At 64.7% G+C, this 26602-nt stretch carries 28 protein-coding genes; 21 read left to right on the forward strand and 7 right to left on the reverse strand.

Going from position 1 to position 26602, the window contains the following annotated elements; all coding sequences use genetic code 11:
* Window positions 1-127: 127 nt before the first annotated feature.
* Complete coding sequence (locus BAMB_RS23860; RefSeq protein ID WP_011659719.1) at window positions 128-1243, forward strand: succinylglutamate desuccinylase/aspartoacylase family protein; 1116 nt, start codon at window positions 128-130, stop codon at window positions 1241-1243.
* A 169-nt stretch (window positions 1244-1412) separates the two neighbouring features.
* Here the strand turns inward: BAMB_RS23860 and BAMB_RS23865 are convergent, their stop codons facing one another.
* Window positions 1413-2219, reverse strand: coding sequence for a MetQ/NlpA family ABC transporter substrate-binding protein (locus tag BAMB_RS23865; protein ID WP_011659720.1), 807 nt, complete (start codon window positions 2217-2219; stop codon window positions 1413-1415).
* A gap of 308 nt (window positions 2220-2527) precedes the next feature.
* On the opposite strand from BAMB_RS23865, the gene BAMB_RS23870 reads away from it, so the two are divergent.
* The 10 genes from BAMB_RS23870 (at window position 2528) to BAMB_RS23915 (ending at window position 11981) form a co-directional block, all read left to right on the forward strand.
* Entirely contained in the window at window positions 2528-3682 is a 1155-nt protein-coding gene (locus tag BAMB_RS23870) for a porin (RefSeq protein WP_011659721.1), read from the forward strand.
* A gap of 208 nt (window positions 3683-3890) precedes the next feature.
* The gene (locus BAMB_RS23875) at window positions 3891-4151 is read left to right on the forward strand and encodes a DUF2866 domain-containing protein (RefSeq protein WP_006754283.1); all 261 of its coding nucleotides are present in this window, start codon (window positions 3891-3893) and stop codon (window positions 4149-4151) included.
* A gap of 123 nt (window positions 4152-4274) precedes the next feature.
* A complete protein-coding gene (locus tag BAMB_RS23880) occupies window positions 4275-4658 on the forward strand; it encodes a DUF6232 family protein (RefSeq protein ID WP_011659722.1) in 384 nt (127 codons plus the stop codon).
* A 71-nt stretch (window positions 4659-4729) separates the two neighbouring features.
* Window positions 4730-4957, forward strand: a complete 228-nt coding sequence (locus tag BAMB_RS23885; RefSeq protein ID WP_006754285.1) for a hypothetical protein — start codon at window positions 4730-4732, stop codon at window positions 4955-4957.
* Between the two features lie 233 nt (window positions 4958-5190).
* Window positions 5191-7500: a TonB-dependent hemoglobin/transferrin/lactoferrin family receptor gene (locus BAMB_RS23890; protein ID WP_011659723.1), complete on the forward strand. Its 2310-nt coding sequence runs from the start codon at window positions 5191-5193 to the stop codon at window positions 7498-7500.
* A 49-nt stretch (window positions 7501-7549) separates the two neighbouring features.
* Window positions 7550-8641, forward strand: coding sequence for a hemin-degrading factor (locus BAMB_RS23895; RefSeq protein ID WP_011659724.1), 1092 nt, complete (start codon window positions 7550-7552; stop codon window positions 8639-8641).
* Window positions 8638-9546: a heme/hemin ABC transporter substrate-binding protein gene (locus BAMB_RS23900; RefSeq protein WP_011659725.1), complete on the forward strand. Its 909-nt coding sequence runs from the start codon at window positions 8638-8640 to the stop codon at window positions 9544-9546. Before BAMB_RS23895 ends, BAMB_RS23900 begins: the two co-directional genes overlap by 4 nt.
* 15 nt (window positions 9547-9561) lie before the next feature.
* Window positions 9562-10659, forward strand: a complete 1098-nt coding sequence (locus BAMB_RS23905; protein WP_011659726.1) for a FecCD family ABC transporter permease — start codon at window positions 9562-9564, stop codon at window positions 10657-10659.
* A 19-nt stretch (window positions 10660-10678) separates the two neighbouring features.
* On the forward strand, window positions 10679-11500 hold the full coding sequence (locus BAMB_RS23910; protein WP_011659727.1) for a heme ABC transporter ATP-binding protein: 822 nt from the start codon (window positions 10679-10681) through the stop codon (window positions 11498-11500).
* A gap of 97 nt (window positions 11501-11597) precedes the next feature.
* Window positions 11598-11981, forward strand: a complete 384-nt coding sequence (locus tag BAMB_RS23915; RefSeq protein WP_011659728.1) for a VOC family protein — start codon at window positions 11598-11600, stop codon at window positions 11979-11981.
* Between the two features lie 31 nt (window positions 11982-12012).
* Here BAMB_RS23915 and BAMB_RS23920 read toward each other — a convergent pair whose 3' ends face one another.
* Complete coding sequence (locus BAMB_RS23920; protein ID WP_011659729.1) at window positions 12013-12624, reverse strand: trimeric intracellular cation channel family protein; 612 nt, start codon at window positions 12622-12624, stop codon at window positions 12013-12015.
* An 8-nt stretch (window positions 12625-12632) separates the two neighbouring features.
* The gene (locus BAMB_RS23925) at window positions 12633-14750 is read right to left on the reverse strand and encodes a penicillin-binding protein 1A (protein ID WP_011659730.1); all 2118 of its coding nucleotides are present in this window, start codon (window positions 14748-14750) and stop codon (window positions 12633-12635) included.
* A 215-nt stretch (window positions 14751-14965) separates the two neighbouring features.
* Between BAMB_RS23925 and BAMB_RS23930 the strand changes: the two genes are divergently transcribed.
* The 10 genes from BAMB_RS23930 (at window position 14966) to BAMB_RS23945 (ending at window position 22227) form a co-directional block, all read left to right on the forward strand.
* Entirely contained in the window at window positions 14966-15760 is a 795-nt protein-coding gene (locus BAMB_RS23930; RefSeq protein ID WP_041491695.1) for an aminoglycoside phosphotransferase family protein, read from the forward strand.
* A gap of 219 nt (window positions 15761-15979) precedes the next feature.
* A complete protein-coding gene (locus BAMB_RS23935) occupies window positions 15980-16492 on the forward strand; it encodes a lipocalin-like domain-containing protein (protein WP_011659732.1) in 513 nt (170 codons plus the stop codon).
* A 353-nt stretch (window positions 16493-16845) separates the two neighbouring features.
* A complete protein-coding gene (locus BAMB_RS35980; RefSeq protein ID WP_227739326.1) occupies window positions 16846-17172 on the forward strand; it encodes an alpha/beta fold hydrolase in 327 nt (108 codons plus the stop codon).
* Between the two features lie 9 nt (window positions 17173-17181).
* Window positions 17182-17562, forward strand: coding sequence for an alpha/beta fold hydrolase (locus BAMB_RS35985; protein WP_227739328.1), 381 nt, complete (start codon window positions 17182-17184; stop codon window positions 17560-17562).
* Between the two features lie 37 nt (window positions 17563-17599).
* A complete protein-coding gene (locus BAMB_RS34335; RefSeq protein WP_011659733.1) occupies window positions 17600-17929 on the forward strand; it encodes a DUF7660 family protein in 330 nt (109 codons plus the stop codon).
* A gap of 236 nt (window positions 17930-18165) precedes the next feature.
* Entirely contained in the window at window positions 18166-18318 is a 153-nt protein-coding gene (locus tag BAMB_RS35510; protein WP_166488189.1) for a hypothetical protein, read from the forward strand.
* A 72-nt stretch (window positions 18319-18390) separates the two neighbouring features.
* A complete protein-coding gene (locus BAMB_RS34340) occupies window positions 18391-18702 on the forward strand; it encodes a DUF4148 domain-containing protein (protein WP_082089671.1) in 312 nt (103 codons plus the stop codon).
* A 234-nt stretch (window positions 18703-18936) separates the two neighbouring features.
* A complete protein-coding gene (locus BAMB_RS23940) occupies window positions 18937-19599 on the forward strand; it encodes a HEPN domain-containing protein (RefSeq protein WP_011659734.1) in 663 nt (220 codons plus the stop codon).
* A gap of 428 nt (window positions 19600-20027) precedes the next feature.
* Window positions 20028-20660: a hypothetical protein gene (locus BAMB_RS35515; RefSeq protein ID WP_127456209.1), complete on the forward strand. Its 633-nt coding sequence runs from the start codon at window positions 20028-20030 to the stop codon at window positions 20658-20660.
* 559 nt (window positions 20661-21219) lie between these two features.
* Window positions 21220-22227 carry a DUF4917 family protein gene (locus BAMB_RS23945; RefSeq protein ID WP_011659736.1) on the forward strand — a complete coding sequence of 336 codons (1008 nt, stop codon included), beginning with the start codon at window positions 21220-21222 and terminating at the stop codon, window positions 22225-22227.
* A 972-nt stretch (window positions 22228-23199) separates the two neighbouring features.
* Here BAMB_RS23945 and BAMB_RS23955 read toward each other — a convergent pair.
* From BAMB_RS23955 to BAMB_RS35520, 4 genes are all read right to left on the reverse strand, one after another.
* The gene (locus BAMB_RS23955; protein WP_011659737.1) at window positions 23200-24036 is read right to left on the reverse strand and encodes a bifunctional allantoicase/(S)-ureidoglycine aminohydrolase; all 837 of its coding nucleotides are present in this window, start codon (window positions 24034-24036) and stop codon (window positions 23200-23202) included.
* A 663-nt stretch (window positions 24037-24699) separates the two neighbouring features.
* Window positions 24700-25137, reverse strand: a complete 438-nt coding sequence (locus BAMB_RS23960; protein WP_011659738.1) for a hypothetical protein — start codon at window positions 25135-25137, stop codon at window positions 24700-24702.
* A gap of 368 nt (window positions 25138-25505) precedes the next feature.
* Window positions 25506-26165 carry a methyltransferase family protein gene (locus BAMB_RS23965; RefSeq protein WP_011659739.1) on the reverse strand — a complete coding sequence of 220 codons (660 nt, stop codon included), beginning with the start codon at window positions 26163-26165 and terminating at the stop codon, window positions 25506-25508.
* A gap of 175 nt (window positions 26166-26340) precedes the next feature.
* Complete coding sequence (locus BAMB_RS35520; protein ID WP_011659740.1) at window positions 26341-26505, reverse strand: hypothetical protein; 165 nt, start codon at window positions 26503-26505, stop codon at window positions 26341-26343.
* Between the last annotated feature and the right edge of the window lie 97 nt (window positions 26506-26602).

Here is a 26602-nt window from a genome sequence, read left to right on the forward strand (position 1 = left end):
CCAACCCGCTGATTCGGAAAGGGAAACGACGCGCCGCTCGCGTGGTTTGATAGGTTCGCGGAAGGCAACGTACAATCGATCTTCCACGCATACGGATCACTCGCGGCTGCGCCGCCCTCCCCTCATCATGCAAACGCAGACCCATCCGCTGATTTCCCCCGCCGTCGGCACCGAGCGCCAGATCACGAGCTTCCACTACGGCCCGCGCGGCGGCAAGAAGGTCTACATCCAGTCGTCGCTGCACGCGGACGAACTGCCCGGCATGCTGGTCGCCGCGCTGCTGCGCCGCAAGATCGCCGCGCTCGAGACGGCCGGCAAGCTGCGCGGCGAAGTGGTCATCGTCCCGGTGCCGAACCCGATCGGCCTGTCGCAGCACGTGTTCGGCGATCATCTCGGCCGCTTCGAGCTCGGCTCGATGCAGAACTTCAACCGCAATTTCTACGATCTCGCGGCGCTCGTGCTGCCGCGCATCGAAGGCCGCCTGACGAACGACGCGCAGCGCAACCTCGCCGCGGTACGCGCCGCGATGCGCGAGGCGCTCGACGAGCAGAAGCCGCGCACCGAGCTGGATTCGCAGCGCCTCGCGCTGCAGAAGCTGTCGTTCGACGCCGACATCGTGCTCGACCTGCATTGCGACAGCGACGCGGTGCTGCACCTCTACACGAATCCCGATCTGTGGGAAGACGTCGAGCCGCTTGCGCGCTATCTGGATGCGCAGGCGTCGCTGCTCGCGCTGAATTCGGTCGGCAATCCGTTCGACGAGATCCACAGCTTCTGCTGGTCGGATCTGAGCAACCGCTTCGGCGATCGTTTCCCGATCCCGAACGGCGCGATTTCCGTCACGGTCGAACTGCGCAGCGAGCGCGACGTGTCGTACGAGTTCGCCGAGAAGGACGCGCAGGGGATCGTCGAATACCTGACGGAACGCGGCGTCATCGACGGCACGCCCGCGCCGCTGCCGCCGCTCTCGCATCCGGCCACGCCGCTCGCGGGCACCGATCCGCTCGTGGCCCCCGTGTCGGGCGTGATCGTGTTCCGCACGCCGGTCGGCGCATGGATCGAGGCCGGCCAGGAAGTGGCCGACATCGTCGATCCGCTGACCGATCGCGTGATCACGCTGAAGAGCAGCGTGTCGGGCGTGCTGTACGCGCGCCAGATCGTGCGCTTCGCGACGGCCGGGATGGAAGTCGCGCGCATCGCCGGCGCGACGCCGATCCGCACCGGGTCGCTGCTGTCGGCCTGAACGGCCTAGGCGGCCTGGGCCGCGAGCCCGCGCGCCGCCTCGCTGCGCGCGCCAACGACATCGCCCGCTTGCGTGGGCGATGTGCTTTTGGGCCCGGCGGGAGGCCCGGCGGGAGGCCTGGCGGGAGGTCCGGCGCGGCAGCCGGGCCGCGGCTTGCTCGCGTCGACGTTCAGAACGCCGGCACGATCGCGCCCCCGAACTTCTGGTCGATGAACTTGCGCACGTCGTCCGACTCATAGGCCGCGACGAGCTTCTTCACCCACGGCTTGTCCTTGTCCTGCGCGCGCACCGCGATCAGGTTCGCGTACGGCCCGCGCAGATCCTCGATCGCGATCGCATCCTTCGCCGGCGTGAGCCCGGCCTTCACCGCGTAGTCGGTGTTGATCGACGCGGCGTCGAGGTCGGGCAGCGCGCGCGGCAGTTGCGCGGCGTCGAGCTCGACGATCCTGATCTTCTTCGGATTCTCCGCGACGTCGAGCGGCGTCGCGTTCACGCCGTTCGTGCCGGCGCCCGCCTTCAGCTTGATCACCCCGTATTTCTGCAGCAGCAGCAGCGCGCGGTTGCCGTTCGACGGATCGTTCTGGATCCCGACCTTCGCGCCGGCCGGCAAGTCCTTCAGGGACTTGAGCTTCTTCGAATAGAAGCCCATCGGCGCCGTGTAGGTCAGCCCGACATTGACGATCCGGTAGCCGCGCTGCTTGATCTGGCTGTCGAGAAACGGCTGGTGCTGGAAGCCGTTCGCATCGAGGTCGCCCGCGTCGAGCGCCGCGTTCGGCTGCACGTAATCGTTGAATTCGATGACCTTGATCGCGAGGCCCTCGCGTGCGGCGACTTTCGTCACCTCGGTCCAGATCTGCGCGTCGGGGCCGCTCATCGTGCCGATCTTCAGCGTCTGCGGGTCGGCGTGCGCGCCGGGCGCGGCAAAGGCCAGCGCCGCGGCAAGCGCGCCGAGGCCGGTCAGGATCGAACGTCGCATGGTGTCCTCTTTGTCCCGTGTAGTTGTTCAAGCGCGCATCGTGGCACGGGGCCGGAACGCCACCAACCAAGCTTATTTCATGTGCATATTCCTGATTCCGATCGAATCTCAGGCGGAATCGGTATAACTCCCCGCTGTACAAGCGGGCAGAATCCAGTGTCGCTTCGGCACCACACATTGGTCATATGACAGTCGCTGTCATATTCATTACGTGGCCCGCCGATAAAGTTGCCGCCGGTCCGTGAAAGCGCCCGCAGAGAGCGCCGGAACCGCAACTGGACACGCCATTCATTCGCTCGGAGAATCCTTTGAACAAGAAACTGTTGACCATCGCCATCCTCGCAGCAACGGCCGGCACGGCACACGCGCAAAGCAGCGTGACCCTGTACGGCGTGATCGACGCCGGTATCAGCTACGTGAACCACAGCAAGACCGCGAACGGCGGCAGCGGCAAGCTGTTCAAGTACGACGACGGCGTGGCCCAGGGCAGCCGTTGGGGCCTGCGCGGCACCGAAGACCTCGGTGGCGGCCTGAAGGCGATCTTCGTGCTCGAAAACGGCTTCAACAGCGGCAACGGCTCGATCGGCCAGGGTGGCGCGATCTTCGGCCGCCAGGCTTACGTTGGCCTGAGCCAGTCGCAATTCGGCACGGTCACGCTCGGCCGTCAGTACTCGTTCTCGACCGACATCCTCGGTTCGAACTACTCGACGGGCGGCAACACGGTCGCGGGCAACTACGCGTACCACGTGAACGACGTCGACCAGCTCACGTCGAGCCGCATCAACAACTCGGTGAAGTTCCAGAGCGCGAACTACGCCGGCTTCACGTTCGGCGCGTTGTACGGCTTCTCGAACTCGACCGACTTCGCTGGCGCAGCGGGCACGGGCGCCACGAACACGGGCGGCTCGTCGCGTGCATACAGCTTCGGCGTGAACTACGCGAACGGCCCGTTCGCACTCGGCGCGGCCTACACGGACATCCGCTTCCCGAGCCAGTCGTCGCCGGCATTCTCGACGACGATCGCGAACATCAGCACGGGTAACATCCGCGACCTGCGCACGTACGGCGTCGGCGGCCGCTACATCTTCGGCCCGGCAACGGCATGGGCCCTGTGGACGCGCACGCAGTTCACCCCGGTCGCAGCGGGCGCATCGGGCACGTTCTACAACGCATATGAAGCTGGCCTGAAGTACGCATTCACGCCGGCCCTGTCGGCAGCGGCGGGCTACACGTACACGAACGCCACGCAAAACGGCGGCTCGGCACACTGGAACCAGGGCAACCTGGGCCTGGACTACGCGCTCAGCAAGCGTACGGACGTGTACGGCCTGGTCGTCTACCAGAAGGCGTCGGGCAACAACGTGCAAGCGCAGATCGGCTCGAGCACGAGCTACTTCAACACGTCGGGCACGGGTTCGTCGAATCAGCTGGCCGCTCGCGTCGGTATCCGTCACAAGTTCTAAAGCATCCGCTTAACTTGCGGATCACGACGGCAAGAAGCGCCCCGCTCCATGCGGGGCGCTTTTTTATGGGCTTTTAAGTTTCGCTTAATTCTGGGCTGAGAGGATGCTTCCACCCCCCCTGTTGGCCGCCTGAGCATCGGCGGCTTTTTTTTTGAGAACCGCTGCGGCACCGCCATCAACTGCCCACAAGACAGGATCGGAGGCCAAGATGATCGAAGATACCGTTTACAGCCATCTGCACGCGCTTCTGACGCGCCAGCATTCGCTACCGGTCCAGAGCTGCCGCGTGTCGGTGGAAATGCAGCGCCCGTGGGGCCGCCCGTACCGGCTCGTCGAATGGACGATGCATCTCGACGCCCCCGCGCGGCGCCAGATCGTGCCGGCCGAATCGACCGACGAAGAGATCGCCGAGGTCGTCGCGTCGCACGTGCCGGGCCGCCTGTACGGCGACGGCCGGCTGCAGTTCTGATTCCCTCCTGAGCGCGTCGCTGCCCGCATCGCAACCGGCCCGCACGCATCGTGCGGCACTCGGTCTCGTTTGACGCGGCAACGAAGTCTGCTACGCTGCGCGTTTTCGTCCACGCAACACACGATGGAAAACGCATTCAACGAACGCGGCGTGACGATCACGCGCAACGGCCTGTCGGCCGCCGGTCAAGTCTTTCCGCTGCGTGACATCCGCAACGTCGACGTCGTCAAGATCCCGAAGAATCGCGTCGTGCCCTGGCTGATCTCGCTGATCGGCGTGGCCGCCGCCATCGCCGGCGGCATCGGCGGATCGAGCGGCGCGCTGGTCGTCGGCGTGATGCTCGCCGTCGTCGGCTATCTCGCCTGGACCACGCAGGACGTCACGTACCGGCTGATGGTCGAGATGCCCGACGGCAAGCGCGAAGCGCTGTCGAGCGTCGACGCCGAGTTCGTCGAGCGCGTCGCGCAGATCGTGCGCGAGGCACGCGCCGCGACGGCCGCCGGCTGATTTCCGCTGCGCCCGCCCACCACCTACTATGAATTGAGCGGCACGCCGCCGCATCGTTCGAGGAGGTGGGCATGAACCCCCAATCGCTGTCCGGCATGCTGCGCGCGCAGGAGTTGCTGCTCGTCTCGATGATTCGCACGCTGCCGCCCGACACACGCCGCGCGCTCGTCGACCTCTACGCCGAACAGCTCGCGTTCGCCGAACAAACCGGCTTCGAAGGCCACGGCGATCGCGCGACGCACGATGCGTTCATTGCGCATGCGCGCAACCTGCTGATTCGCATCGAAGCGCTGGCCTAGCGTCCGTCTTTCCCGAATTCATCCCCGCGCGGCTCGCCCGACCCGCGCCGACGGCGCGTGTCCGCACTCGCCGTTTTCCGTTCTTGTATTGACAATGATTCTCATTTACACTGACAGAATCATTCGTTCCGTTCAATTCGCCGTTTGCCGCCTGTCGCGCGCGAACGGGCCAGCCAGGTGAACCCGTCACCCAGCCAGCCTTCGGGCTCGTTATCGTCAATGGGAGACCACCTGTGCATTGCTATTCGCTGGCGCGGCGGCCGATCTGTGCCGCGCTGTTCGGCGTGTTCGGCCTGTCCGCCGCCCCCGCTTACGCCGATTCCACCGCTAACGCCGCTGACGCCACTTATGTCGATTCGTCGTCGAAGGGCGCCAACCCGCCGTCTGCCGTCCTAGTCGCCGCATCCACGCGCGGCGATGCGGCGCTGCTCGACCCCGTCACCGTCACGGCCACCCGTACCGCCACCGCCGCGAGCCGCACGGCCGCGTCCGTGTCGGTGATCACCGACGACGATCTCGAGGAACAGCAGGCCACCAACATCAAGGACGCGCTGCGCTACGAGCCGGGCGTCACGGTGCGCCGCACCGCGTATCGCCCCGGCAGCGCCGCACTCGGCGGCGGCCGCGACGGCGATTCGAGCATCAACATCCGCGGCCTCGAAGGCAATCGCGTGCTGCTGATGGAAGACGGCATCCGCCTGCCGAACGCGTTCTCGTTCGGGCCGCTCGAAGCCGGGCGCGGCGACTACTCCGATGTCGACACGCTTAAGCGTATCGAGATCCTGCGCGGGCCGGCATCGGCGCTGTACGGCAGCGACGGGCTGACCGGCGCGGTGAACTTCATCACGAAGGATCCGCGCGACCTGCTGTCGATCTACGGCAAGCCCATCTACTTCTCGTTCCGGCCGAGCTACGACTCGGCCGATCGCAGCGTCGGCGCGACGGTGTCGGCCGCGGGCGGCAACGACCGCGTGCAGGGGATGATCATCGCCGACGGCCGGCGCGGCCACGAAGTCGACACGCGCGGCAGCAACAATTCGGCGAGCACGCTGCGCACGACGTCGAACCCGCAGGACGTCTATTCGGAATCGCTGCTCGGCAAATTCGTGCTGACGCCCACCGCGCGCGACACGATCAAGTTCACAGCCGAAACCGTGCAGCGGCGCGTGAGCACCGACGTGCTGTCCGCGATCAACCCGCCGACCACGCTCGGCCTCACGACGAACGACCGCCTCGAGCGCAACCGCTTCAGCGTCGACTACGACTTCCGCGACGATGCGTTGCGCTGGTTCCAGACCGCGCACGTGCAGTTCTACTACCAGGACGCGAAGCAGGATCAATACGCGTTCGAGACGCGCGGCAGGCAGCCTTCGCGCTCCCGCGACAACCAGTACCAGGAGCGCACGTTCGGCGGTTCCGCGTTCGCCGAAAGCGGCTTCTCGACCGGCCCGCTCGCGCACAAGCTGCTGTACGGCGTCGACGGCAGCCTGTCGCGCGTGACGAACCTGCGCGACGGCACGGTGCCGGGCGTCGGCGAGGCGTTCCCGAACAAGGCGTTTCCCGATACCGACTACACGCTGTTCGGCGCGTTCGTGCAGGACCAGATCGGTTACGGCCGCCTGCTCGTCACGCCGGGGCTGCGCTTCGATACGTACCGGCTGAGCGCGTCGCAGAACGATCCGTTGTTCACCGGCACCGCGGTGTCGACGAGCGCGAACGAAGTGTCGCCACGCGTCGCGGTGCTCTACGAGATCACGCCCGCGCTGATTCCGTATGCGCAATACGCGCACGGCTTCCGCGCGCCGACACCCGATCAAGTGAACAGCAGCTTCTCGAACCCGGTGTACGGCTACACGTCGATCGGCAATCCGAACCTGAAGCCGGAGACCAGCGACACGTTCGAAGCGGGCCTGCGCGGCAAGGCCGGCACCGGCTACGGCGTCGTGCGCTACAGCGCGGCCGCGTTCACCGGCCGCTACCGCAACTTCATCTCGCGCACGACGATCTCGGGCAGCGGCCGGCCGGTCGACCCGTTCGTGTTCCAGTACGTGAACTTCGCCGACGCGCGCATCCACGGCTTCGAAGGCCGCGCCGAATGGGTGATGCCCAACGGCATCACGTTGAAGACGGCGATGGCGTTCACGAAGGGCTCGACGCAGAACAACGGCGCGGCCAGTCAGCCGCTCGATACGGTCACCCCGTTCTCGGCCGTGTTCGGCGTGCGCTACGAACCGGGCGAGCGCTGGTTCGTGCAGACCGACCTGCTGTTCCAGGCCGCGAAACGCGACAAGGACATCCCGGCAGATGCGTGCCCGGGAGCCAGAACGTCGTGCTTCGCGCCGCCGTCGTCGTTCGTCGTCGACCTGCGCGGCGGCTACCGCTTCAACAAGCACGTGAGCGCGACGATCGGCATTCGCAACCTGTTCGATCGCAAGTACTGGAACTGGTCGGACGTGCGCGGCATCGCGGCCGATTCGCAGGTGCTCGACGCGTACACGTCGTCCGGGCGCACCGTCGCCGTCAGCATGAAGGTGGATTTTTGAAGCGCGCCCCCGCGCGTTCCTGCCCAACCATTACTTGAAGGAGTCCGACATGATGCATTCCGCCCTTCCCGGTCAATCGGCCACGCCGGCCCGCGCGGTCGCCGCATTGCGCGACGCGTTCATCAAGCTCAAGACCGAGCGCCAGCTGCGCAACCGCGACGTCGCACAGGCGCTCGGCATCAGCGAAGGCGAGGCGCTCGCCGCGTTCGTCGGCGAGCACGTGGTGCGGCTCGACGCGCGCTTTCCGGCAATGTTCGAGGAAATGCCGCGCCTCGGCCGCGTGATGGCGCTCACGCGCAACGACACGGCCGTCCACGAGAAGGACGGCGAATATGCGCAGATGAGCCATGACGGCCCGGTCGGCCTCGCGCTCGGCGACATCGACCTGCGCATCTTCTACCGTCACTGGGCGTCGGCGTTCGCGGTGCACGACCAGACCGCGCACGGTCCGCTGAAGAGCCTGCAGTTCTTCGACGCGCAGGGTCATGCGATCCACAAGGTCTACCTGCGCGCGCACAGCGATCACGCGGCGTATGACGCGTTCGTCGAACGCTGGCGCGCGGCGACTCAGGAGCCCGGGCTCGACGTCGTGCCCGCCGCGCCGAAAACGCCCGAGCGCGCCGACACCGAGATCGACGTCGCGGGGTTTCGCGCGGCGTGGGACGCGATGACCGACACGCACCAGTTCTTCGGCATCACGCAGCGCTTCGGCGTGAGCCGCATGCAGGCGCTGCGTCTCGCCGATCCGCACTACGCGTATCCGGTCGAAACGGCGCGCGCGCTGCGTCACATGCTCGAACGGGCCGCGCTGAGCGGTCAGCCGATCATGGTGTTCGTCGGCAACGCGGGAATGATCCAGATCCACACGGGCCCCATCGCGAACGTGCGCGAGGTCGGCGCGTGGATCAACGTGCTCGACCCGAGCTTCAACCTGCACGTGCGCGAGCGGCTGATCGCCGCCGCCTGGGTCGTGAAGAAGCCGACGAGCGACGGCATCGTCACGTCGCTCGAACTGTTCGACCGGCAGGGTGACCACGTCGCGCTGCTGTTCGGCGAGCGCAAGCCCGGCAAGGTCGAACGCGACGACTGGCGCACGCTCGTCGCGACGCTGCCGTCGGCCGCACACGGGGACGCGCGGTGAGCGCGCGATCGTTCTCGCCGCGACGTCGCGTCGTGCTCGCGAGCGCGGTTGCCGGCGCGCTCGCGGGCGCGCTGCCCGGCCGCGCGCTGCCGCAGGCCGCGCAAAAGCGCGTCGTCGTGATCGGCGGCGCGCTCGCGGAAACCGCATTCGCGCTCGGCGGCGCCGACGCGCGCGGCTACCGGCTCGTCGGCGCCGACACGACCTGCACGTACCCGGACGCCGCGAAGCGCCTGCCGAAGGTCGGCTACCAGCGCGCGCTGTCGGCCGAGGGGCTGCTGTCGCTGCGCCCCGATCTCGTGCTCGCGTCGGCGGAAGCCGGCCCGCCCACCGCGATCGCGCAGGTGAAAAGCGCGGGCGTCGCGGTGACGACGTTCGACGAGCGCCACGACGTCGACTCGGTACGCGCGAAGATCACCGGCGTCGCGCGGGCGCTCGACGTGCGCGATGCGGGCAGCACGCTGCTGCAACGCTTCGATCGCGAGTGGCAGGCCGCGCGCAGTGCAGTCGCCGCGCGCGTGCCCGGCGGCGCGCAGCCGCCGCGCGTGCTGTTCGTGCTGAACCATACCGGCAACCAGGCGCTCGCGGCCGGCCAGCGCACGGCCGCCGACGCGATGATCCGCTACGCGGGCGCGCGCAATGCGATGCAGGGCTTCGATCACTACAAGCCGCTGACGAGCGAAGCGCTCGCCGCCGCCGCACCCGACATCCTGCTGATCTCCGACGAAGGGCTCGCGGCGGTCGGCGGCCGCGCCGCGCTGCTTGCCGCGCCCGGCTTCGGCGCGACGCCGGCCGGCCGCGCGCAGCGCGTCGTGTCGCTCGATGCGCTGTTCCTGCTCGGCTTCGGCCCGCGCCTGCCGCTCGCCGTCACGACCCTGCACCGACGCCTGTCGGATGCGCTTGCCTGATTCCGGATTGACCCGATGTCCGTTCCTGCTTCGCCCTTCCACGCACCGTCGCACGCATCGTCCGCCTCACGCTCCGGCGCCGCGCGCGTCGGCACGTCGCGCCGCTTCGCGCCGTTCGCGCTGGCCGCGCTCGCTTGTCTCGTGTGCGCGATGTCTGTCGTCGCGCTGTGCGTCGGCGCATACCGCATTCCGCTCGCGGAAGCATGGGCCGCGCTGACCGGCGATCCGGCCGCGCAGCAGGCGCGCGCGGTGCTGTTCGACATCCGCGCGCCGCGTGTCGTGCTCGCGCTGCTGGTCGGCGGCGGCTTCGGTGCAGCCGGCGCCGCGATGCAGGCGCTGTTCCGCAATCCGCTCGCCGACCCGGGCCTCGTCGGCGTGTCGAGCGGCGCGGCACTCGGCGCGACGACGACGATCGTCCTCGGCCCCGCGCTGTTCGCCGCGCACGCGAGCGCCGCCGTGCTGCCCGTCGCGGCGTTCGCGGGCGCGCTTGCCGTCGCGGCGCTCGTCTACCGGCTCGCCGCGTCGCGCGGCCGGCTCGCGCTGCCGCTGCTGCTGCTCGCCGGCATCGCGATCAACGCGCTGGTCGGCGCGGCGATCGGGCTGCTCACGTTCGTCGCCGACGATGCGCAGTTGCGCTCGCTGACCTTCTGGAGCCTCGGCAGCCTCGGCGGCGCGCAATGGTCCGCGCTGGCGGCCGTCGCGCCGTGCGTCGCGATCGGCTGCGTGCTGCTCGCGCGCGAACGCGATGCGCTGAATGCGCTGCAGCTGGGCGAAACCGAAGCGCTGCATCTCGGCGTGCCCGTGCAGCGGCTGAAACGGCGCGTGCTCGTCGCGGTCGCGCTCGCGGTCGGCGCACTCGTGTCGTGCGCGGGCATCATCGGCTTCATCGGGCTCGTCGCGCCGCACTGCGTGCGCCTCGCGTGCGGCCCCGACCAGCGCGTCGTGCTGCCCGGCGCCGCGCTGCTCGGCGCATTGCTGACGCTCGCCGCCGATCTTGCCGCACGCACGATTGCCGCGCCCGCCGAAATTCCGCTCGGCGTGCTGACCGCGCTGCTCGGTGCGCCGTTCTTCCTCATGCTGCTGTGGAAGAACCGCGGTGCGCTCGGCGGGTAATCCTTTCTTCACGACGATCATGCTGACCGCCCACCACCTCGACGTCGCCCGCCGACACAACGTCATTCTGCGCGACCTGTCGCTGTCGATCGAACCCGGCCGCGTGACCGCGCTGCTCGGCCGCAACGGCGCGGGCAAGAGCACGCTGCTGAAAACTTTCGCCGGCGAATTGACCGGCAGCGTCGCGCCGAACGGCGTGCGCGTGACCGGCGACATCACGCTGAACGGCGAACCGCTTGCGTGCATCGACGCGCGGCGTCTCGCGTGCCTGCGCGCGGTGCTGCCGCAGGCCGCGCAGCCGGCGTTTCCGTTCAGCGTCGATGAGATCGTGCTGCTCGGCCGGTATCCGCATGTGCGGCGGGGCGGCGCAACGTCGCACCGCGATCGCGACATCGCGTGGCAGGCGCTCGAACGCGCGGACGCCGATGCGCTCGTTGGTCGCGACGTCACGACCTTGTCCGGAGGCGAACTTGCCCGCGTGCAGTTCGCGCGCGTGCTCGCGCAGCTGTGGCCGGATGACGACGCAATGGAAGCCGGGCCGCGGTACCTGCTGCTTGACGAACCGACCGCTGCGCTCGATCTCGCGCATCAACACCGGCTGCTCGATACCGTGCGCGCCGTCGCGCGCGAATGGCGGCTCGGCGTGCTCGCAATCGTCCACGATCCGAATCTCGCCGCGCGGCACGCGGATTCGATCGCACTGCTCGCCGACGGGACGATCGTCGCGCACGGCACGCCGCGCGACGTGATGACACCCGCCCATATCGCGCAGTGCTACGGATTCGCGGTGAAGATGGTGGAAACCGGAGACGGTGCGCCACCCGTCATGGTGCCCGCATAGCGCACGCGCGGCCCGCATCGATGTCGCACCTTGCCGATAGGCACGCGTTTCACATCGCATCATTCGCGCTTCGCGCATCCCCTTCGAGGAGACTCACATGCCGCTTCCGATGACCCGCGTCATCCTGTACGTCCGCGACGTCGCGTTGCTGAAGGCGTTCTATCAGCGGTATTTCGCGCTGCCCGTCATCGAGGAAATCGACGGCGAATGGGTGGTGCTCGACGCGGGCGCCGTCGAACTGGCGCTGCATCTGGCCGGCCCGACGTTCCGCCGCGCGGCCGCTCCCGCGAACGCGAAATCCGACTCCAGCACCGTGAAGTTCGTCTTCCGGATCGACACTGATATCGACGCGCATCGCGACCGCCTCGCCCGCGACGACGTGACCGTGCGCGATCTCAAGCGCTACGACGGCTATCCGTACCGGATGTACGACGGCATCGATCCGGAAGGCAATATTTTTCAGGTGATGCAGCCGGAATGAAGGCCGGAGCGGCGAAGTGGGAAGGCCGCGCTCAATGCCCGACATCCGCCGCGCCGAACGTCCGCATCTTCCATCCGAGCCGCACGGCAAGCATCCGCATCGAAAATCCGGCCGCCAGCGCGACCACCGTCGCGAACCCGGCATCGATGCCGAGATACTGCATCCCGACATACAGCGTCCCCGTGAAGAACGCGACGCTCGCATACAGCTCCTCGCGCAAAATCAACGGCATCTCGTTGCACAGCAAATCGCGCAGCATCCCGCCGCACACGCCGGTGATCACGCCGGCCAGCACGATGATGATCGGCGCGGTGCCCGTCGATGCGCCGACGTCGCAGCCGATGATCGTGAACGCCGCGAGGCCGATCGCATCGACGGTGACGAACAGCGCCTTCATGCGCGCGAAGTGCCGCGCGGCCCACGACGCGACGGTCGCCGCGGCGAGCGTGATCACGAGGTACTCGGGGCGCGCGATCCAGCCGAGCGGATAGTGGCCGAGCAGCACGTCGCGCACGGTGCCGCCGCCGAGCGCCGTCACCGCGCCGACGAGCGCGAGCCCGAAGCGGTCCATCCCGCGCCGCATTCCCATCAGCGCGCCCGACATCGCTTCGGCGACGATCGCAATCAGATAAAGCGTATGCATCGCGCGCCTCAGTCCTCGGTACGGAACAGGTCGAGCACGCGTTCGCGCTCGGCCGCATCGACGGCCGCGGGCATCGGCTCGTCGCGCTTGTCGTGTGCGTCCGTCGCATCGGATTCCGGCGCGGCGCCGCACGCGAAGCGGCTGCGGATGTACGGCGGCACGTCGGCGGTGCAGGTGCCGCGCGTGTATTCGGCGTACACGAAATCGCCGTCGACGAGCGCGAGGTCCTGCGGCGGCGTTGCGTCGACCGGCGTGCGTCCGGCAACCGCCGTCTTCATGTAGTCGAGCCAGACCGGCAGCGCGAGCGTCGCGCCGGTCGCGCGCCCCATCGGCCGCGGGGGGTCGTAGCCGAGCCACGCGACCGCGACGATGCCCGACGAATAGCCCGCGAACCATACGTCCTTCGAGCCGTTCGACGTGCCGGTCTTGCCGGCCGCGTCGTCGCGGCGCAACGCGAGCGCGCCGCGCGCAGTGCCGGCCCGCACGACGTCGCGCAACATGCTGTCCATCACGAACGCATTACGCGCCGACACGACGCGCGTGCCGTCCGGCGTCGGCGCGTCGTACAGCGCGCCGCCGTGACGCTGCTTCACCGACAGGATCAGCCGCGGCACCATCCGCCTCCCGCCGTTCGCGAACACGCCGTACGCGCTCGCGAGTTCGAGCGGCGTCACGGCGCCCGCGCCGAGCGCGAGCGGCAGCGACGCCGGATTGCGCTGCGCGTCAAAACCGAAGCCCACCGCGTGCTGCTGCACGTAGCGCGCGTCGGCGGCCTGCATCAGGTTGACCGCGACGAGGTTCTTCGAGCGCACGAGCCCACGCCGCACCGGGATGAAGCCCTCGTACCGGTTGCCGTAATTGCGCGGACGCCACGGCCGCGCGCCGGTTTCCGCATGCGTGAGCGTGCGCTGCGTATCGTCGACCAGCACGCCGGGGAAATAGCCCTTCTCCAGCGCCGCCGAATAGACGAACGGCTTGAAGCTCGAACCCGGCTGCCGATACGCCTGCAATGCGTGGTCGAACACGTTGCCGTTGAAATCCGCGCCGCCGACGAGCGCCAGCATGTCGCCGGTGGCCGCATCGAGCGACACGAGCGCGCCCTCGAGCCCGTTGCGCGCATCGCGCTTCGCGCGTGGCTGCCGGCTCAGCGTGCGGTCGAGCGCGGCTTCGGCCGCGCGCTGGTCGCGCATCGTAATCGTCGTCGTCACGTCGAGGCCCAGCGTGTAGGCGTCGTCATGGAATCGCTCGACCATCATCCGACGCGCGCGCTCCGCGACGTACGGCGCCGCGATGATGCCGGGCGGCGGCGTGGTCGCGAGCGCGATCGGCGCGTCGACGGCCGCGCGATACGCCGCATCGTCGAGCTCGCCGAGCGCATGCATGCGGCCGAGCACGTAGTTGCGCCGCGCGGTCGCGCGTGCCGGGTTGACGACCGGATTGAACGCGGACGGCGCCTTCGGCAGCCCGGCGAGGACGGCCGCCTCGCCCGCGCTCAGCGCGTCGAGCGGCTTGCCGAAATAGACGTTCGCGGCCGCCGCGAAACCGTACGCGCGCTCGCCGAGATAGATCTGGTTCATGTACAGCTCGAGCAGCTTGTCCTTGCCGTATTGGCGCTCGAGCTTGATCGCCATCAGGATCTCGGCGAGCTTGCGGCTCAGCACCTTGTCGCGCGTCAGGTAGAAGTTGCGGGCGACCTGCATCGTGATCGTGCTGCCGCCCTGCCCCGGCTGCCCCGTCACGAGGTTCGCGAACGTCGCGCGCGCGAGGCCGCCGACATCGATCGCGCCGTGCTGATAGAACTTCGCGTCCTCGGCCGCGAGCAGCGCGTGCCGCATCAGCGGCGGAATGCGTTCGAGCGGCACGAACTCGCGGCGCTCGACGCCGTACTCGGCCAGCAGCTCGCCGTCACGCGAGAAAATCCGCAGCGGCAACGCGGGACGGTAGTCGGCCAGATGTTCGATGGACGGCAATTGCGTCCAGATGCGGTCGATCGTCCATGCGCCGATGCCCGCGCATGCGAGCGTCAGGCCGAGCAGCGCGCCTGCGAGGATCCGCCATGCACGGCGGCGCGGCGATGCAGGAGGCGGCGCCGGTGGCGGCGGAGGGTTGGCGGTGTGGTCGGTCATGCGGGCTCCTTCTTCGATGCGGCGACCGCGGGCGCTCGAGTGGCGCCCATCGGTCACGGAAGGCGCGCATTGTCGAAGGGATGCCGGAATACCGGAACATTCTTTAGCCAAAGTTTGGCTGGCTAAATTTTATTCAGGAAAGGATGCGGATGGCCGGCGGCGGCACCGGTCGAACCCCGCTGCGGATGAGCCGGTTCGCCTGTACCATCGTCCGCATGTTCGATACGTACCTGCGCCTGTGGGACCTCGTTCCTGACGGCGGCCCGATCCTGACCGCGAGCGGCGGCGTGCTGCCCGTCGTCTGGCACGCGCGGCCCGCGATGCTGAAAGTCGCCACGTGCGACGAAGAGCGCCGCGGCAATGCCCTGATGACCTGGTGGAACGGGGACGGTGCCGCACGCGTGTTGCTGCACGACAGCGACGCGGTGCTGCTCGAGCGCGCGCAGCCGGCGCCGACGCTCGCCGGCCTGTCCGCCGCGGGCCACGACGACGATGCGATCCGGATCGCGTGCGCTGCCGTCGCGCGGCTGCATGCGCATCGCGCCCCGGCGCCGCCCGCGCTCGTGCCGCTGCACGACTGGTTCTACGCGCTGCTGTCGCACGACACGGACGACGACGTGCTGCGCCGCTCAGCCGCGACGGCGCATCGGCTGCTGGCCGTGCAATCCACCGACGAAGTCGTGCTGCACGGCGACATCCATCACGGCAACGTGCTGCACTTCGGCGACCGCGGCTGGCTCGCGATCGACCCGAAGGGTTTGCGCGGCGATCGCGCGTTCGACTACGCGAACCTGTTCTGCAATCCCACGCACGATATTGCGGTCGATCCGGCGCGCTTCGCGCGGCGCGTCATGCTCGTCGCTGAAGTGACGCGGATCGACCGGCGCCGGCTGCTGCAATGGATCCTCGCATGGGCCGGTTTGTCGGCAGTCTGGATGATGGAAGATGCGCTGCCGGCGGATACGCGGGTGGAGGTCGGGAGGCTGGCGGCGGCTGTGCTCGACCGATAGCAATATCGCATCGGCTATGAGAACGTGGTTCGTCGAGAATTTGTCTGGCGGCTCGCGGCCAACTACGGTCGTAGCCAATTGCGCCTGTGGATTTAACCCGTCGCGCGAACACGCTCGCACGCACGCCGGGCATTCCGGCTGAGGTAGGATTGCCCCTGTCTTTCCTTGCTTGCATCCTATATTTGTCGTTATGGGTTGCTTTCCGAGAGGAGAAGAGCCGTGAATCACATCCACATCGTCCCCACCGTTTTGCGACTGGTGCTTCTGGGACTCGTGCTTCAATCCGGCGTCGCGTTGAGCCAACAGTCACTGGACGAGCAACTGGCCGGCGCATGGACGTATGTCTCGGTCGATACTGTCCGCCCGGATGGCAGCCGCACACCAATGTACGGACCCCATCCCCACGGTCTGGTGATCTTTGACGGCCATGGGCACTACGCGCTGGTGAATTCGCGCAGCGACTTGCCCAAGTACGTATCCAACGATCGAATGAAGGGCAGTGCGGAGGAATATCGCGCCGTAGTGCAAGGCTCGATTGCCCACTTTGGTACATACGTCGTCAACGAAGCAGACAAAACCATCACCTTTCACATAGATGCGAGCACGTTCCCAAACTGGAATGGGGTCGAGCAGCGCAGACCGTTTGTCCTCTCGGGAGATGAGCTTAGATGGACGACGCCTGCAGCCTCCGGAGGCGGCTCGGGAGAGGTCGTGCTAAGGCGAGCCAAATAACTTTGAGCTCGGGCAGGGTAGTTTCCGTCGTCCTGCCGGATGACCAAACCAAAGTGAACCGCTCAGTGTTGGTGTGCTGCATCGATACCGGCAAGCAAAGTGATCAGGCTTACCCAGTGTTCGAGCGGGTGCCGGCCGACCGTTAATTCGGACGTCTGGTTTTCGTAGGGTCAATGATGGTAGTGGGTCGATCTGCGCCGGTGGCGTGCGCTGGGCGGCGGTCGGCCGAGTTCGGCCATCAGTGGTCAGTCGACGAACCGGTTGAAATCGTCGACAATCTTCGAGGCCTCGCTTAGTTGCGCGAGGTCGCGAACCCGCCTCCGCCGCCGTCTGGCCTTTCCTCGGAAGTAGTCATGACACTACCGCTCGTCTTTTTGCCCGCAATGCCGTGCGACGGACGCATGTATGGGGATCAACTCGAAAGGTTGAGCGATCTGGTCGCGCCGTCTGTTCATGTGCTTGCCTATCCTACGTTCGCGGAAAGTGCTGAGAGCTTGCTTCTTTCCATTGACGGCCCATTCATCATCGCAGGCACGGCCTACGGTGGCTGCCTCGCGATGGAAGTGCTGGCGCGTGCGCCCGAACGTGTACGTGGAATCTGGTTGATGAACTGCCAGCCGGGGGCACATCCGTATCCGGACGTAGTTCGCGCCACCAGCCGGAGGATTCGGACGGGGTAGCATGAGCAAGTGATCGCGGAGTTCGCCGAAAGCGCCATTCCCCCTGAAGATGTCGGGTCGAGAGCCGCGTTCGTTCAAATGGCTCGCGATACCGGATCGGACATGTTTGCGCGACAATCCGATGCGACGTTGACCCGCTCGGACCGGTGGTCGACGCTCGCAACGAGCACGATTCCAACACTTCTCATATGGGGCAAGGCAGACCGCTTCGTTCCGGTTGATGTCGGCCTTCATATTGCCAAGATAATGCCACATGCTCGATTCGAGTCGCTCGAAGGCTGCGGGCATTTTCCAACACTGGAGCGGCCATCGATCTGCACCGATATTTCACGACGCTGGCTCATCGAACAAGTTGTCGACAGCCACGTTCAGAGCATCGAAGTCAGATGAGAAAAGGACGAATCCCCTGGGCGAGAAAAGGCGCAGCATGGAACACAAACAACACAAGTTGAAAACCGAAATGGCGACGAAGCTAAGAGACGCACTGGAGCAAGTTTCCGATGAGCGCTCCTTCGTGGAATTTCTGGCGCATCTCGCGACCGACTGGTTCACTGAAGCAGAAATCGAAGCAACCACGCCTTCATCACCCTATTCCAGTGGTGCATTGGGCTGGGAAAATGGTTCCATCGGCTCCTTCCTGGAGGCCTCGTGCGCATGGGCAAATGCGTCCACGAAGGGATTGAAATATTACACATCGTCGGAAAATCCTTGGCGCCGCGCCGCTGACATTTTGATGGCAGGCAAGATCTACGAGTAAGCTACTCGTCCGATTTGTAGTGTTGCGGCTTCGCGTGGTCAGGCGGTGTCAATTGCTTGAGTGAATGCCCCCTGTCCAGAACGATGCATGACCGTTGTGGGTCGAAGAGAGACTTTCGAGGACCGAGACAAGCTGGTGCGGACCTCGCGTGATCCATTCGCGGCGCGCTTCGCGGACCTACTGCTGCGATAGCCAGGCCGGAACAATGCTTGCTGTTCGTAAGGCAGATCAACCGCATGGCCGAACAGCACAAACCCGGCGAGAAGGTCCGGACGTCTGGCATCTACAAGGTGGTGAAAGTAGGCGACGGTGGCTCCGGTTTCGAAGTGACGGATGTGGAAGGCGAGCATTTTCCGTCCACGCGCAGCGGCGAAGGTCAAACGACTTGACGACGAGACGCCGGCCGCAGCGGCGGCATGCCACTGGGCGTGCTGACGCGATCGTTGGGAAGGACAAGTACTATGAGAAAGCTACCTAGAACACGGTCAATACTTCCGGCTCTGATGATTTTGCTCGCCGGCTGTGCCGCTGGCGGCATGCCGTATAGCGGGCCGCACCTCACTCCAACAGAATGCCGCGACCTAGCGGCGCTCAGGACAAACGCGCCCCCTACGATGGCGCAACACCAGAGCGAACTCGCTGCCCTGAGGAAAGCGGGCTACGACCCGTCACCGTGGTATGACGATCCCTACTACCCGGATGATCTACAAGCGGCACAGCGCCTGGTCGACTATTGGTTCGAAACGGAGTGCCAGCACCTTCAACCCGGCTGAGATCGGCAGCTGGGTGACTGACGCGGATGTTCCCGACCGGCCAACAAGCGTCGTTCGCTGCGCTCGGCTATCGGACGGTGGACCGACTGCCTCGCACCGGCAAGCGGCCGGTCCGATTCGGTGGACGGCAACATGCGCAGAATCCGGGGGGGCGTACGTTGGCGGATAATCTAATTTTTTGCGCTAATTTAGCGTGCGTGTGATCCTCCCTAATCAGAATTACGAGGAGCTTTCGTGACTGTCGACTCCAAAATTATTTCCCGCTTGGACGAATTGGTCGAGTTGGGCAAGCGTGTACTAGCGACTCGGCGCTCTCCCACGCCCGGCTTTTTAACCGGTGACTTCGTTGACGTTCAACTTGCAAACCAATGGCTCACAAGTTGCCTTAACCTTCTGTCCAGAGTGCTAGGGGAAAACAGCGCCCACTATCAACGCGTCAAGGAACAGTTCCCGGAATACCCTAAGTGGGCGAATGTTGATCAAGCTTTCGGGGTTCTACTTGCGGCGAAGGACGACTACGAATCTGGAAGCATCTTCAGCATTAAGACGCTTATCGAAGCAGAGGTCTTTGATGAGTTCTTGGGCCAAGCAGAGCACCTATTGGAGGCAGGCTATTTTCAGCCGGCGGCTGTCCTTGCTGGAAGCGTCTTAGAGGATGGTCTGCGAAAACTCTGCTTGGCAAACGACGTGACGTTACCGGATAAAGCAAAGCTAGATTGGATGAATTCCGAATTGGCAAAGAAGGGAAAATACTCAAAGCTCATGCAGAAAAGAATCACTGCGATTGCCGATCTTCGGAACAGTGCTGCACATGGCAAGTGGGACGAATTCGAGAAATCGGATGTGGAATCAATGTTGCGCGATGTACGCGACTTCATGACCAAATATTACGACTAGCATGGGCGAGGCGATGGTGAACAACGTGTGGAGCGGCCAGCTCACCTGGAAGCTGGCCGGCTGGCAGGCGACGGGCGAAAAGAAAGGTGGCGGCCAAGGCGAGGCGTGGCCAGTGGCCCGCACGGGTGATGTGGCGTTTTTGAAGGTATTGAAGAGTCAAAACGACCCCGAGCGACGCGCTCGCATGTATCGGGAGGCGGTGGCTCTTTCCACGTACAAACACCCTGGAATTCCATTTCTCATTTGGACTCGCTTGGCAGCCGCAAGACGAGGGTGTCCACGCCACTGATAATGCTCAAGAGCTCGGCAACTGTTTCCTACGGCTTAATGAGTTGGCGCCGGACAGTCCTAATAAACGGGACCAACGGAGTGACGTTACGTTTGTAGTAGGCATTCTCTTTTACGTATTAACGGGGAAAAACCCGAGCGTGTTAGAAGAATCTGAGACCGGGCGTCGACCGCACCAGCGTCCAGGAGCATCTGAAAGTATCCGCGCCGTGGCCAACGATTGGACGCTTTCAACGCTTGCTTTGTTTGACCGTGGTTTTTCCCCGCTGTTGAATAGCAGATTCCAGTCTGCGCGAGAACTGAGGCAGGAGCTGAAACGAATTATGGAAAATAAGCCAACCCCGGCAGCCGGGGAGGTCCTTTCAGAAATCAGAAAGAGGCTGGAGGCACAAGGTGCGGAACAGAACCGCACTTATATCATGAAGATACATGAGGCTGTCAACGCTATACGCCTGGTCCGGAACCAGGTCGAGGCAGAGATTGGAAACCATCTGTCGGGGATAGAAACGGGATTCTATAAATCTGAACCGCGTCACTCTTGGCTGAACATGGGTTTTGACACTCCGGGTACTTCATATCCTCGGTTCCGGCCTACGTTTGACTTTCAAATCGTTTCCGACGAACTCATCATCTCTGTCTTCTCAGAAGATCGGACGGGTGAGCCTCAGATTATCTGGCGTACGGAGACGACCAACTCTGACTTTGGTGATGTTTTTCGTCAAAAAATCAAGGATGTGTTCGTTGGCGGCTTGAACGATATTTTCGGTCGATAGTTTGCGGCGGTTGCATTTGAACTGGCACTGCCCGGAGTGATCTGGACATCTGGACGGCGGTTGACCAACGCAAAAGCAGCCGTTGCTTTGATGAAATATCGAACGGCCGAATCGGGTCGCCTACCGCCGGTCGAGCCGCACCGAGCGCCAACCGGCGACTTCCGGCCACAAAGCGACGTTCACATACGCCATCGCGTCGGACGTTCGCGCGTCGGCTCCGCTACGTAACCGGCCACCCGGTCATCGAATGCGAATGCTCCTTCATCACCTTTGCGGAGGGTGGACTGATGCGATGGTAGCGGCAACTGTCGAACAGAAAACAGACCAACGACGATCAATATGCGGCGCACGGCGATCGTTTCGTGAACGGGTCGCGTCACTGAGTGCAACCTCAAAGCCTATGGAAGGTCTACGCTGCGAACCCTGCGCCCAGTCTGCAGGCAATACTATCCGAGCCCTTCTGCTCTTTCCGAGGCCTCCATTAGCAATTACTCACAGTCGAAGCTGTCCCCCGCGCTACAATCCCGGGGCGAGAGTTTGTTTGAAAAGAGATTAATCTATGACTCATAAAATCTTTGATTGGCTGGACATTGCCGGAGACTTCTCAGAAACTTTGTTGGTCGGAAATGGAGCCAGCGTTGCAGTACACGGCGAATTCGGATACAGGGGCCTATACGAAGCGGCACAAGTGCATCGCTTTATCGACGCTGCGGTACAGGACGTCTTCACGAAGTTTGAAACGAACGATTTTGAACTCGTGCTTCGCCGGCTGTGGCAGACGAAACAGGTAAATACCGCGTTGGGCATTGCCGTGAAGGAGGTGGACGACGCCTACTCGGCGGTACGTGGTGCCTTGATTAAGACGGTCCAAAGGGTGCACGTGTCCTATGAAGACGCCAAGGCGTCCCTTTCGCCCATCTACAAGTTCATGCGGCAATTTCGAACTGTCATATCGTTAAACTACGATCTCATCGTCTATTGGGCGGCACAGTTCGGAAATGACGATCTGGGGAGCAGATATCATTTCAAGGACGGATTCAACCGAAGCGTTTTCGCTGACAACTGGGCGATGTATAGAGAATCATATGGCGGCATCGAAAATCCGACCATTTTCTGCTATCCGCATGGCAATATCGCGCTCGGCATGACAATGTCTCTTGACGAACAGAAGATATTGGCTGTTTCGCAGGATTTGTTGAACTCAATCATTGATGCCTGGAATACCGGGACTTGTGCGCCGATTTTTGTTTGTGACGGTACGTCTAAGCAAAAAATCGAAGCTATCTCGAAGTCGAACTACCTCCGAAGCGTGTACGATGGTCCGTTAAGCGAAGTCGGTGAGTCACTAGTGATTTATGGTTGGGGCATCGCGAAACAAGAGGAACATATTCTAAAACGGATAGGAGAAGCCGCTCCGAAGCGGATCGCTGTTTCCGTGTATGACGGCATGCAGACCTACTGCGACCACGCACATAGAGTCCTTTCGGATATTGGTGTCAGGGACATACGGTTCTTTCACTCCAATAGCGATGGAGCTTGGAACAATCCGGTTCCCTTGACTCCCTAGCTCGAACTTGCGCACGTCTTCGGTTAAGTTTGGCCCTTCGTAACGGCAGCCTTCGGACGCGCGCTTATTTCGACTGACTCGCTACGTATGGTGCAAGCATGAGAATCGGTTCGTTAGGCTGCGGATTCTACTCTCGTGCTTGTTGCGTCGGTCTGCGGCATGCGTCAGCACCTTCAGACGCTCTCGGTTGTCTCAACGCAAAGCAGCGGTGCTCGCCGGCCGCGAGAATTGCGTCTATTGGGCACAGGCCGGCGGATTTGAGGCGACAGTAGTGGCCGAGAGCACCGGTTCCGTGCCCCTTCCACGGAACCGACGCTGTAGTCTTCACCGGCAGCTTTCCGGTCAGATTAGTGAAGGCGTACTGCCGGCCACGAGCGGACGGTCGACGTATGTGCCGGATTCGTCGACAATCAGCGGCAACGGGCGGCGACTATCGTTAAACGAACCTTCTGCGACATGACACGCGAATTCCTCGTCATTTTTCAATACCACGAGCCTGAGCCACGGCAGCTATTCGAGCGTGGAGTGGTCGAAGACTATGAATCTACGACCGGTGTTTTCATCGCGGCGGACTCAGCAGACCACGCTTTGATTTGGTGCGAGGCAATCGCACAAGAGGTCCTTTGGCGCTGCAATGACGACAGGTCGTTAGATTGGAAGCACTTGGGATATTCGCGCTGGATTGAATCCGATCCCGACACATCGTCATGGAGTCATTGTTTGGACTTCTTTCAGCATGTGTGGGTCGGCGAAATGCCGAACTTCGATGCCATGGGTACTGACGCGTACGCTAGGTGGCAGAAGCGATAGCGCGATCATCCCACCACACGCCGTCCCAACGACCGATCTTGAGAAATGCGAGGGACCGCTTCGGGTCGACAAGCGCCCTCCCCCCGAAAATCCACAAACACCTGAAACGAAAAAACCCGCCGACTCCCACCGGCGGGCTTTCCTATCCGACTTGCGCGACGCTCACCGCCCCGGATTCAGCGTCAGGTTCATGTGACGGTTCACATCCTTGTACAGCAGATATCGGAAACGCCCAGGGCCACCCGAATAGCACGCCTGCGGGCAGAACGCGCGCAGCCACATGAAGTCGCCCGCTTCCACCTCCACCCAGTCCTGGTTCAGGCGATAGACGGCCTTGCCTTCGAGCACGTACAGGCCGTGCTCCATCACGTGCGTCTCGGCGAACGGAATCACGCCGCCCGGCTCGAACGTCACGATGTTCACGTGCATGTCGTGACGCATGTCGCTCATGTCGACGAAGCGCGTCGTCACCCATGCGCCGTTGGTGCCCGGCATCGGGATCGGCTCGACGTCCTGCTCGTTGGTCACGAACGCTTCGGGCAGCGCAATGCCGTCGACGGCCTGGTAGTGCTTGCGCACCCAGTGGAAACGCACGGCGGCATCGCTGACGTTGTGCAGCGTCCAGTCCGCGCCCGGCGGAATGAACGCGTAGCCGCCCGGCTTCAGCGTGTGCTTGTTGCCCTGCAACGTCAGCTCCGCCTCGCCTTCGACGACGAACAGCACGGCTTCGGCGTTCTTGTCCTGCTCGGGCTTGTCGCTGCCGCCGCCCGGGTTCACTTCGACGATGTACTGCGAGAAGGTTTCGGCGAAACCCGACAGCGGACGCGCGATCACCCACAGGCGCGTGTTGGTCCAGAACGGCAGCCAGCTCGTGACGATGTCGCGCATCACTCCCTTCGGAATGACCGCGTACGCCTCGGTGAACATCGCGCGATCGGTCAGCAGATCGGTCTGCGGCGGGTGGCCGCCATGCGGCGCGTAATACGTTGTCTTAGACATAAAGCATCCAGGCAATGGGTTGGTCCGGCCCCGGGTCGCAACGGCCAAGCGCGGCACGCGCGTGGGGCGCGCATGCGGCGGCGGGACATCGTTGCCGGGGTGGCTTGAAAGCGCGGGCGCCTTCGTTCGGTCGGCCAGGCTTCGCGACGGGTCCGCCCGGTTCAGCGGGCGGGGCGACCCATGCTTGTGAGTCCGGCGGCCGGGCCGCGGACACTCGCGGTCATGCGGCGGGGCACGGGGGACGGCACGGTTCGATTCCGTACGCGAGCAGCGTTGACGATAGCGAAGTCGATTTCGATCGACCAATTAAATGTTGCGATGACATCCATTCGATTTCGCACTACCCGGTAGCGCCCGCGAGGGCCGGTGCACGCGTGTCGCGCGCGTTCGGTGCGTCAGGGAAATCCTGATCACGGACGAGCCGAGCCCCAGATTGCATGTCAATGCAACTGGCGATGTCGTCTATCAGCGGGAAAGGTACAGCGGGAGGGAATGTGCCAACCCGTCGAGCGGGGCCGGGCATGAACTGCGGAAGGGAATGAAGCCGCCGGTCTTGCCGGCGACGGCGGCCCGGCTGAGGCCGCCGGGCCGACTGTCGAATGGGATGCCGACGCGTCGCGCATGCCGGTGCGCAAGTCGCGCACCGTGCCGCGCCCGCGGCGATCAGTCCCAGTCGCGGTGGTGGCGATGCTTGCGGTGGCGATAGCCGCGATCGCCGTGATCGCGCTCGTACGAGCTGCGCGACATGTTGCCGCCCAGCGCCGCGCCTGCGCCACCGCCGACGGCCGCGCCCAGCAGGCCGCCCGTGCGGCCGCCCATTGCGTTGCCGGCTGCGGTACCCGCGCCGCCGCCGAGGGCGCCGCCGATGATTGCGCCGGTGCGCTCGCGACGGTTCGACGTCACTGCGCCGCCTGCGCCGCCGCCGATCGCGCCGCCGATGACGGAGCCGGTGCTGCCACCGACCGCGCCACCGACCGCTGCGCCGGCAACCCCGCCGAGCGCGCCGCCAAGGGCATTGTTCAGGTCACCGGCCATTGCCGGCAATGCGGTCGCGCCGGTCAGCACGGCGACGACGAGAGTGGGGGCAATTTTCTTCCACATTCCCGTATTCTTCCTTGTTCGCAATCTGGTTATTGAAGGTCCGCTCGATACGACGATCTGAATCGATCGACGTGGAGACCAGCATTGTGCCGAATCCCGGACCAATTCATTTCAATGAGCTTGCGGCGAAGAATAGCACCGGTCGAGCCCCGTTGCAGTCGACATTCTCGTAACAAGTTGTTTACCGAAACGGGACTCGGAAAGGCTTGCCGAAATCGCCGCCAAGGCCCGCCGGTAAAGGCTCGCGCAACGAGCGAACGGTCGCGGGGACGGTACGGGAAGCGTCGACGGCGGGCGTTCGGACACAGGTGGCAACACATCGGTGCGCGCCGCGGGGCGCCAGTCGGTTTTCCGATGGTGAACGAGGGTCAATACACGCCCGGAAGCAGCCGCCAGGTATGCGCGCAGTACGCGTCGTATTCGGCGCCGAACTGCGCGCGCAGCAGCGCTTCCTCGGAACGGATGCGCGCGACGAGCGGCACCATCGTTAGCGCGACGAGCAGCAGCCCGACGCCCGATCGGAACGCGAACGCCCAGCCGAGCGCATTCACGATCAGGCCGAGATAGCTCGGATTTCGGATCCTGCGATAGATGCCGTCCGTGACCAGCGTGTGGCCCGGCTGGATCGCGACCAGCCCGCTGAAGCGCTTGCCGAGCACGAACACGGGCCAGAGGCGCAGCATGCCGCCGGCGACATACAGCACCACGCCGATCCACCGCACCGTATCGCCGCCGAAGGTCCACACGTCGAGCCGGTCGGTCAGCGCGGGCACATAAGCAAGCAGAAACCCGCTGGCCGCGAAGGCCGGAAGCACCCAGCGGTTGTCGCGGTCCTCGCGTTCGCCGGCGTTCAGGTTGCCTTCGGTCAACAACGCGGCGGCGGCCAGCGCGAGCGTCGCGACGGCGATGACGGTCAGTTGCGGGTGCGAAAAGAAGGCGGCGAACCCGCCGATGCCGAGCACGGCGAGCCCGAGGTAGACGAGCGCGGACACGCTCGACACGATTGCGACCTTGCGCGTAACGGCCATGGCTGCCTCGCCGGGGTGGGTTTTCCTGTGAAGTATAGGAACCCGGGCGGCCGATGCGCACGCGCGCCGTCATGCGGCGCGCGGAACGTTGTTGCAAGAAGCGGCGAGCCGGCGTCGGCCGTCGCTGCCGATCGACGTGATCGACGTGCGGGGCAGCCCCGCGCCCGCCGGCTGGTCAGCGAATGCGGAAGTGGCCGCCGATCCCGACGCTGACGGGCGGTGCGTAGTACGCGGGCGCATAGCCGTAGTAGACCGGCGCGGGTGCGTAGCCGTAAGGCGGCGCGACGTAGCAGCCGGACAGGCCGGCGATCAGCGCAAACGTGATGAGAATTTTGTACATGGCTCGATTCCCGGCGAAGAGGACACATTGCATCTCGCGACGGCCGACACGACGGCGCGATCCGACGTTCCTGTCGCTCGATACGGCAATGCGCGGA

Source organism: Burkholderia ambifaria AMMD (genome assembly GCF_000203915.1).
Lineage (GTDB): Bacteria > Pseudomonadota > Gammaproteobacteria > Burkholderiales > Burkholderiaceae > Burkholderia > Burkholderia ambifaria.

Bases quoted from the DNA above. Each gene is read 5' to 3' on its own strand.
- BAMB_RS23860 (WP_011659719.1), top strand. From the start codon at position 128: ATGCAAACGCAGACCCATCCGCTGATTTCCCCCGCCGTCGGCACCGAG.
- BAMB_RS23865 (WP_011659720.1), bottom strand. From the start codon at position 2,219: ATGCGACGTTCGATCCTGACCGGCCTCGGCGCGCTTGCCGCGGCGCTG.
- BAMB_RS23875 (WP_006754283.1), top strand. From the start codon at position 3,891: ATGATCGAAGATACCGTTTACAGCCATCTGCACGCGCTTCTGACGCGC.
- BAMB_RS23880 (WP_011659722.1), top strand. From the start codon at position 4,275: ATGGAAAACGCATTCAACGAACGCGGCGTGACGATCACGCGCAACGGC.
- BAMB_RS23885 (WP_006754285.1), top strand. From the start codon at position 4,730: ATGAACCCCCAATCGCTGTCCGGCATGCTGCGCGCGCAGGAGTTGCTG.
- BAMB_RS23895 (WP_011659724.1), top strand. From the start codon at position 7,550: ATGATGCATTCCGCCCTTCCCGGTCAATCGGCCACGCCGGCCCGCGCG.
- BAMB_RS23905 (WP_011659726.1), top strand. From the start codon at position 9,562: ATGTCCGTTCCTGCTTCGCCCTTCCACGCACCGTCGCACGCATCGTCC.
- BAMB_RS23910 (WP_011659727.1), top strand. From the start codon at position 10,679: ATGCTGACCGCCCACCACCTCGACGTCGCCCGCCGACACAACGTCATT.
- BAMB_RS23915 (WP_011659728.1), top strand. From the start codon at position 11,598: ATGCCGCTTCCGATGACCCGCGTCATCCTGTACGTCCGCGACGTCGCG.
- BAMB_RS23920 (WP_011659729.1), bottom strand. From the start codon at position 12,624: ATGCATACGCTTTATCTGATTGCGATCGTCGCCGAAGCGATGTCGGGC.
- BAMB_RS23925 (WP_011659730.1), bottom strand. From the start codon at position 14,750: ATGACCGACCACACCGCCAACCCTCCGCCGCCACCGGCGCCGCCTCCT.
- BAMB_RS23930 (WP_041491695.1), top strand. From the start codon at position 14,966: ATGTTCGATACGTACCTGCGCCTGTGGGACCTCGTTCCTGACGGCGGC.
- BAMB_RS35980 (WP_227739326.1), top strand. From the start codon at position 16,846: ATGACACTACCGCTCGTCTTTTTGCCCGCAATGCCGTGCGACGGACGC.
- BAMB_RS34335 (WP_011659733.1), top strand. From the start codon at position 17,600: ATGGAACACAAACAACACAAGTTGAAAACCGAAATGGCGACGAAGCTA.
- BAMB_RS35510 (WP_166488189.1), top strand. From the start codon at position 18,166: ATGGCCGAACAGCACAAACCCGGCGAGAAGGTCCGGACGTCTGGCATC.
- BAMB_RS34340 (WP_082089671.1), top strand. From the start codon at position 18,391: ATGAGAAAGCTACCTAGAACACGGTCAATACTTCCGGCTCTGATGATT.
- BAMB_RS23945 (WP_011659736.1), top strand. From the start codon at position 21,220: ATGACTCATAAAATCTTTGATTGGCTGGACATTGCCGGAGACTTCTCA.
- BAMB_RS23955 (WP_011659737.1), bottom strand. From the start codon at position 24,036: ATGTCTAAGACAACGTATTACGCGCCGCATGGCGGCCACCCGCCGCAG.
- BAMB_RS23960 (WP_011659738.1), bottom strand. From the start codon at position 25,137: ATGTGGAAGAAAATTGCCCCCACTCTCGTCGTCGCCGTGCTGACCGGC.
- BAMB_RS23965 (WP_011659739.1), bottom strand. From the start codon at position 26,165: ATGGCCGTTACGCGCAAGGTCGCAATCGTGTCGAGCGTGTCCGCGCTC.
- BAMB_RS35520 (WP_011659740.1), bottom strand. From the start codon at position 26,505: ATGTACAAAATTCTCATCACGTTTGCGCTGATCGCCGGCCTGTCCGGC.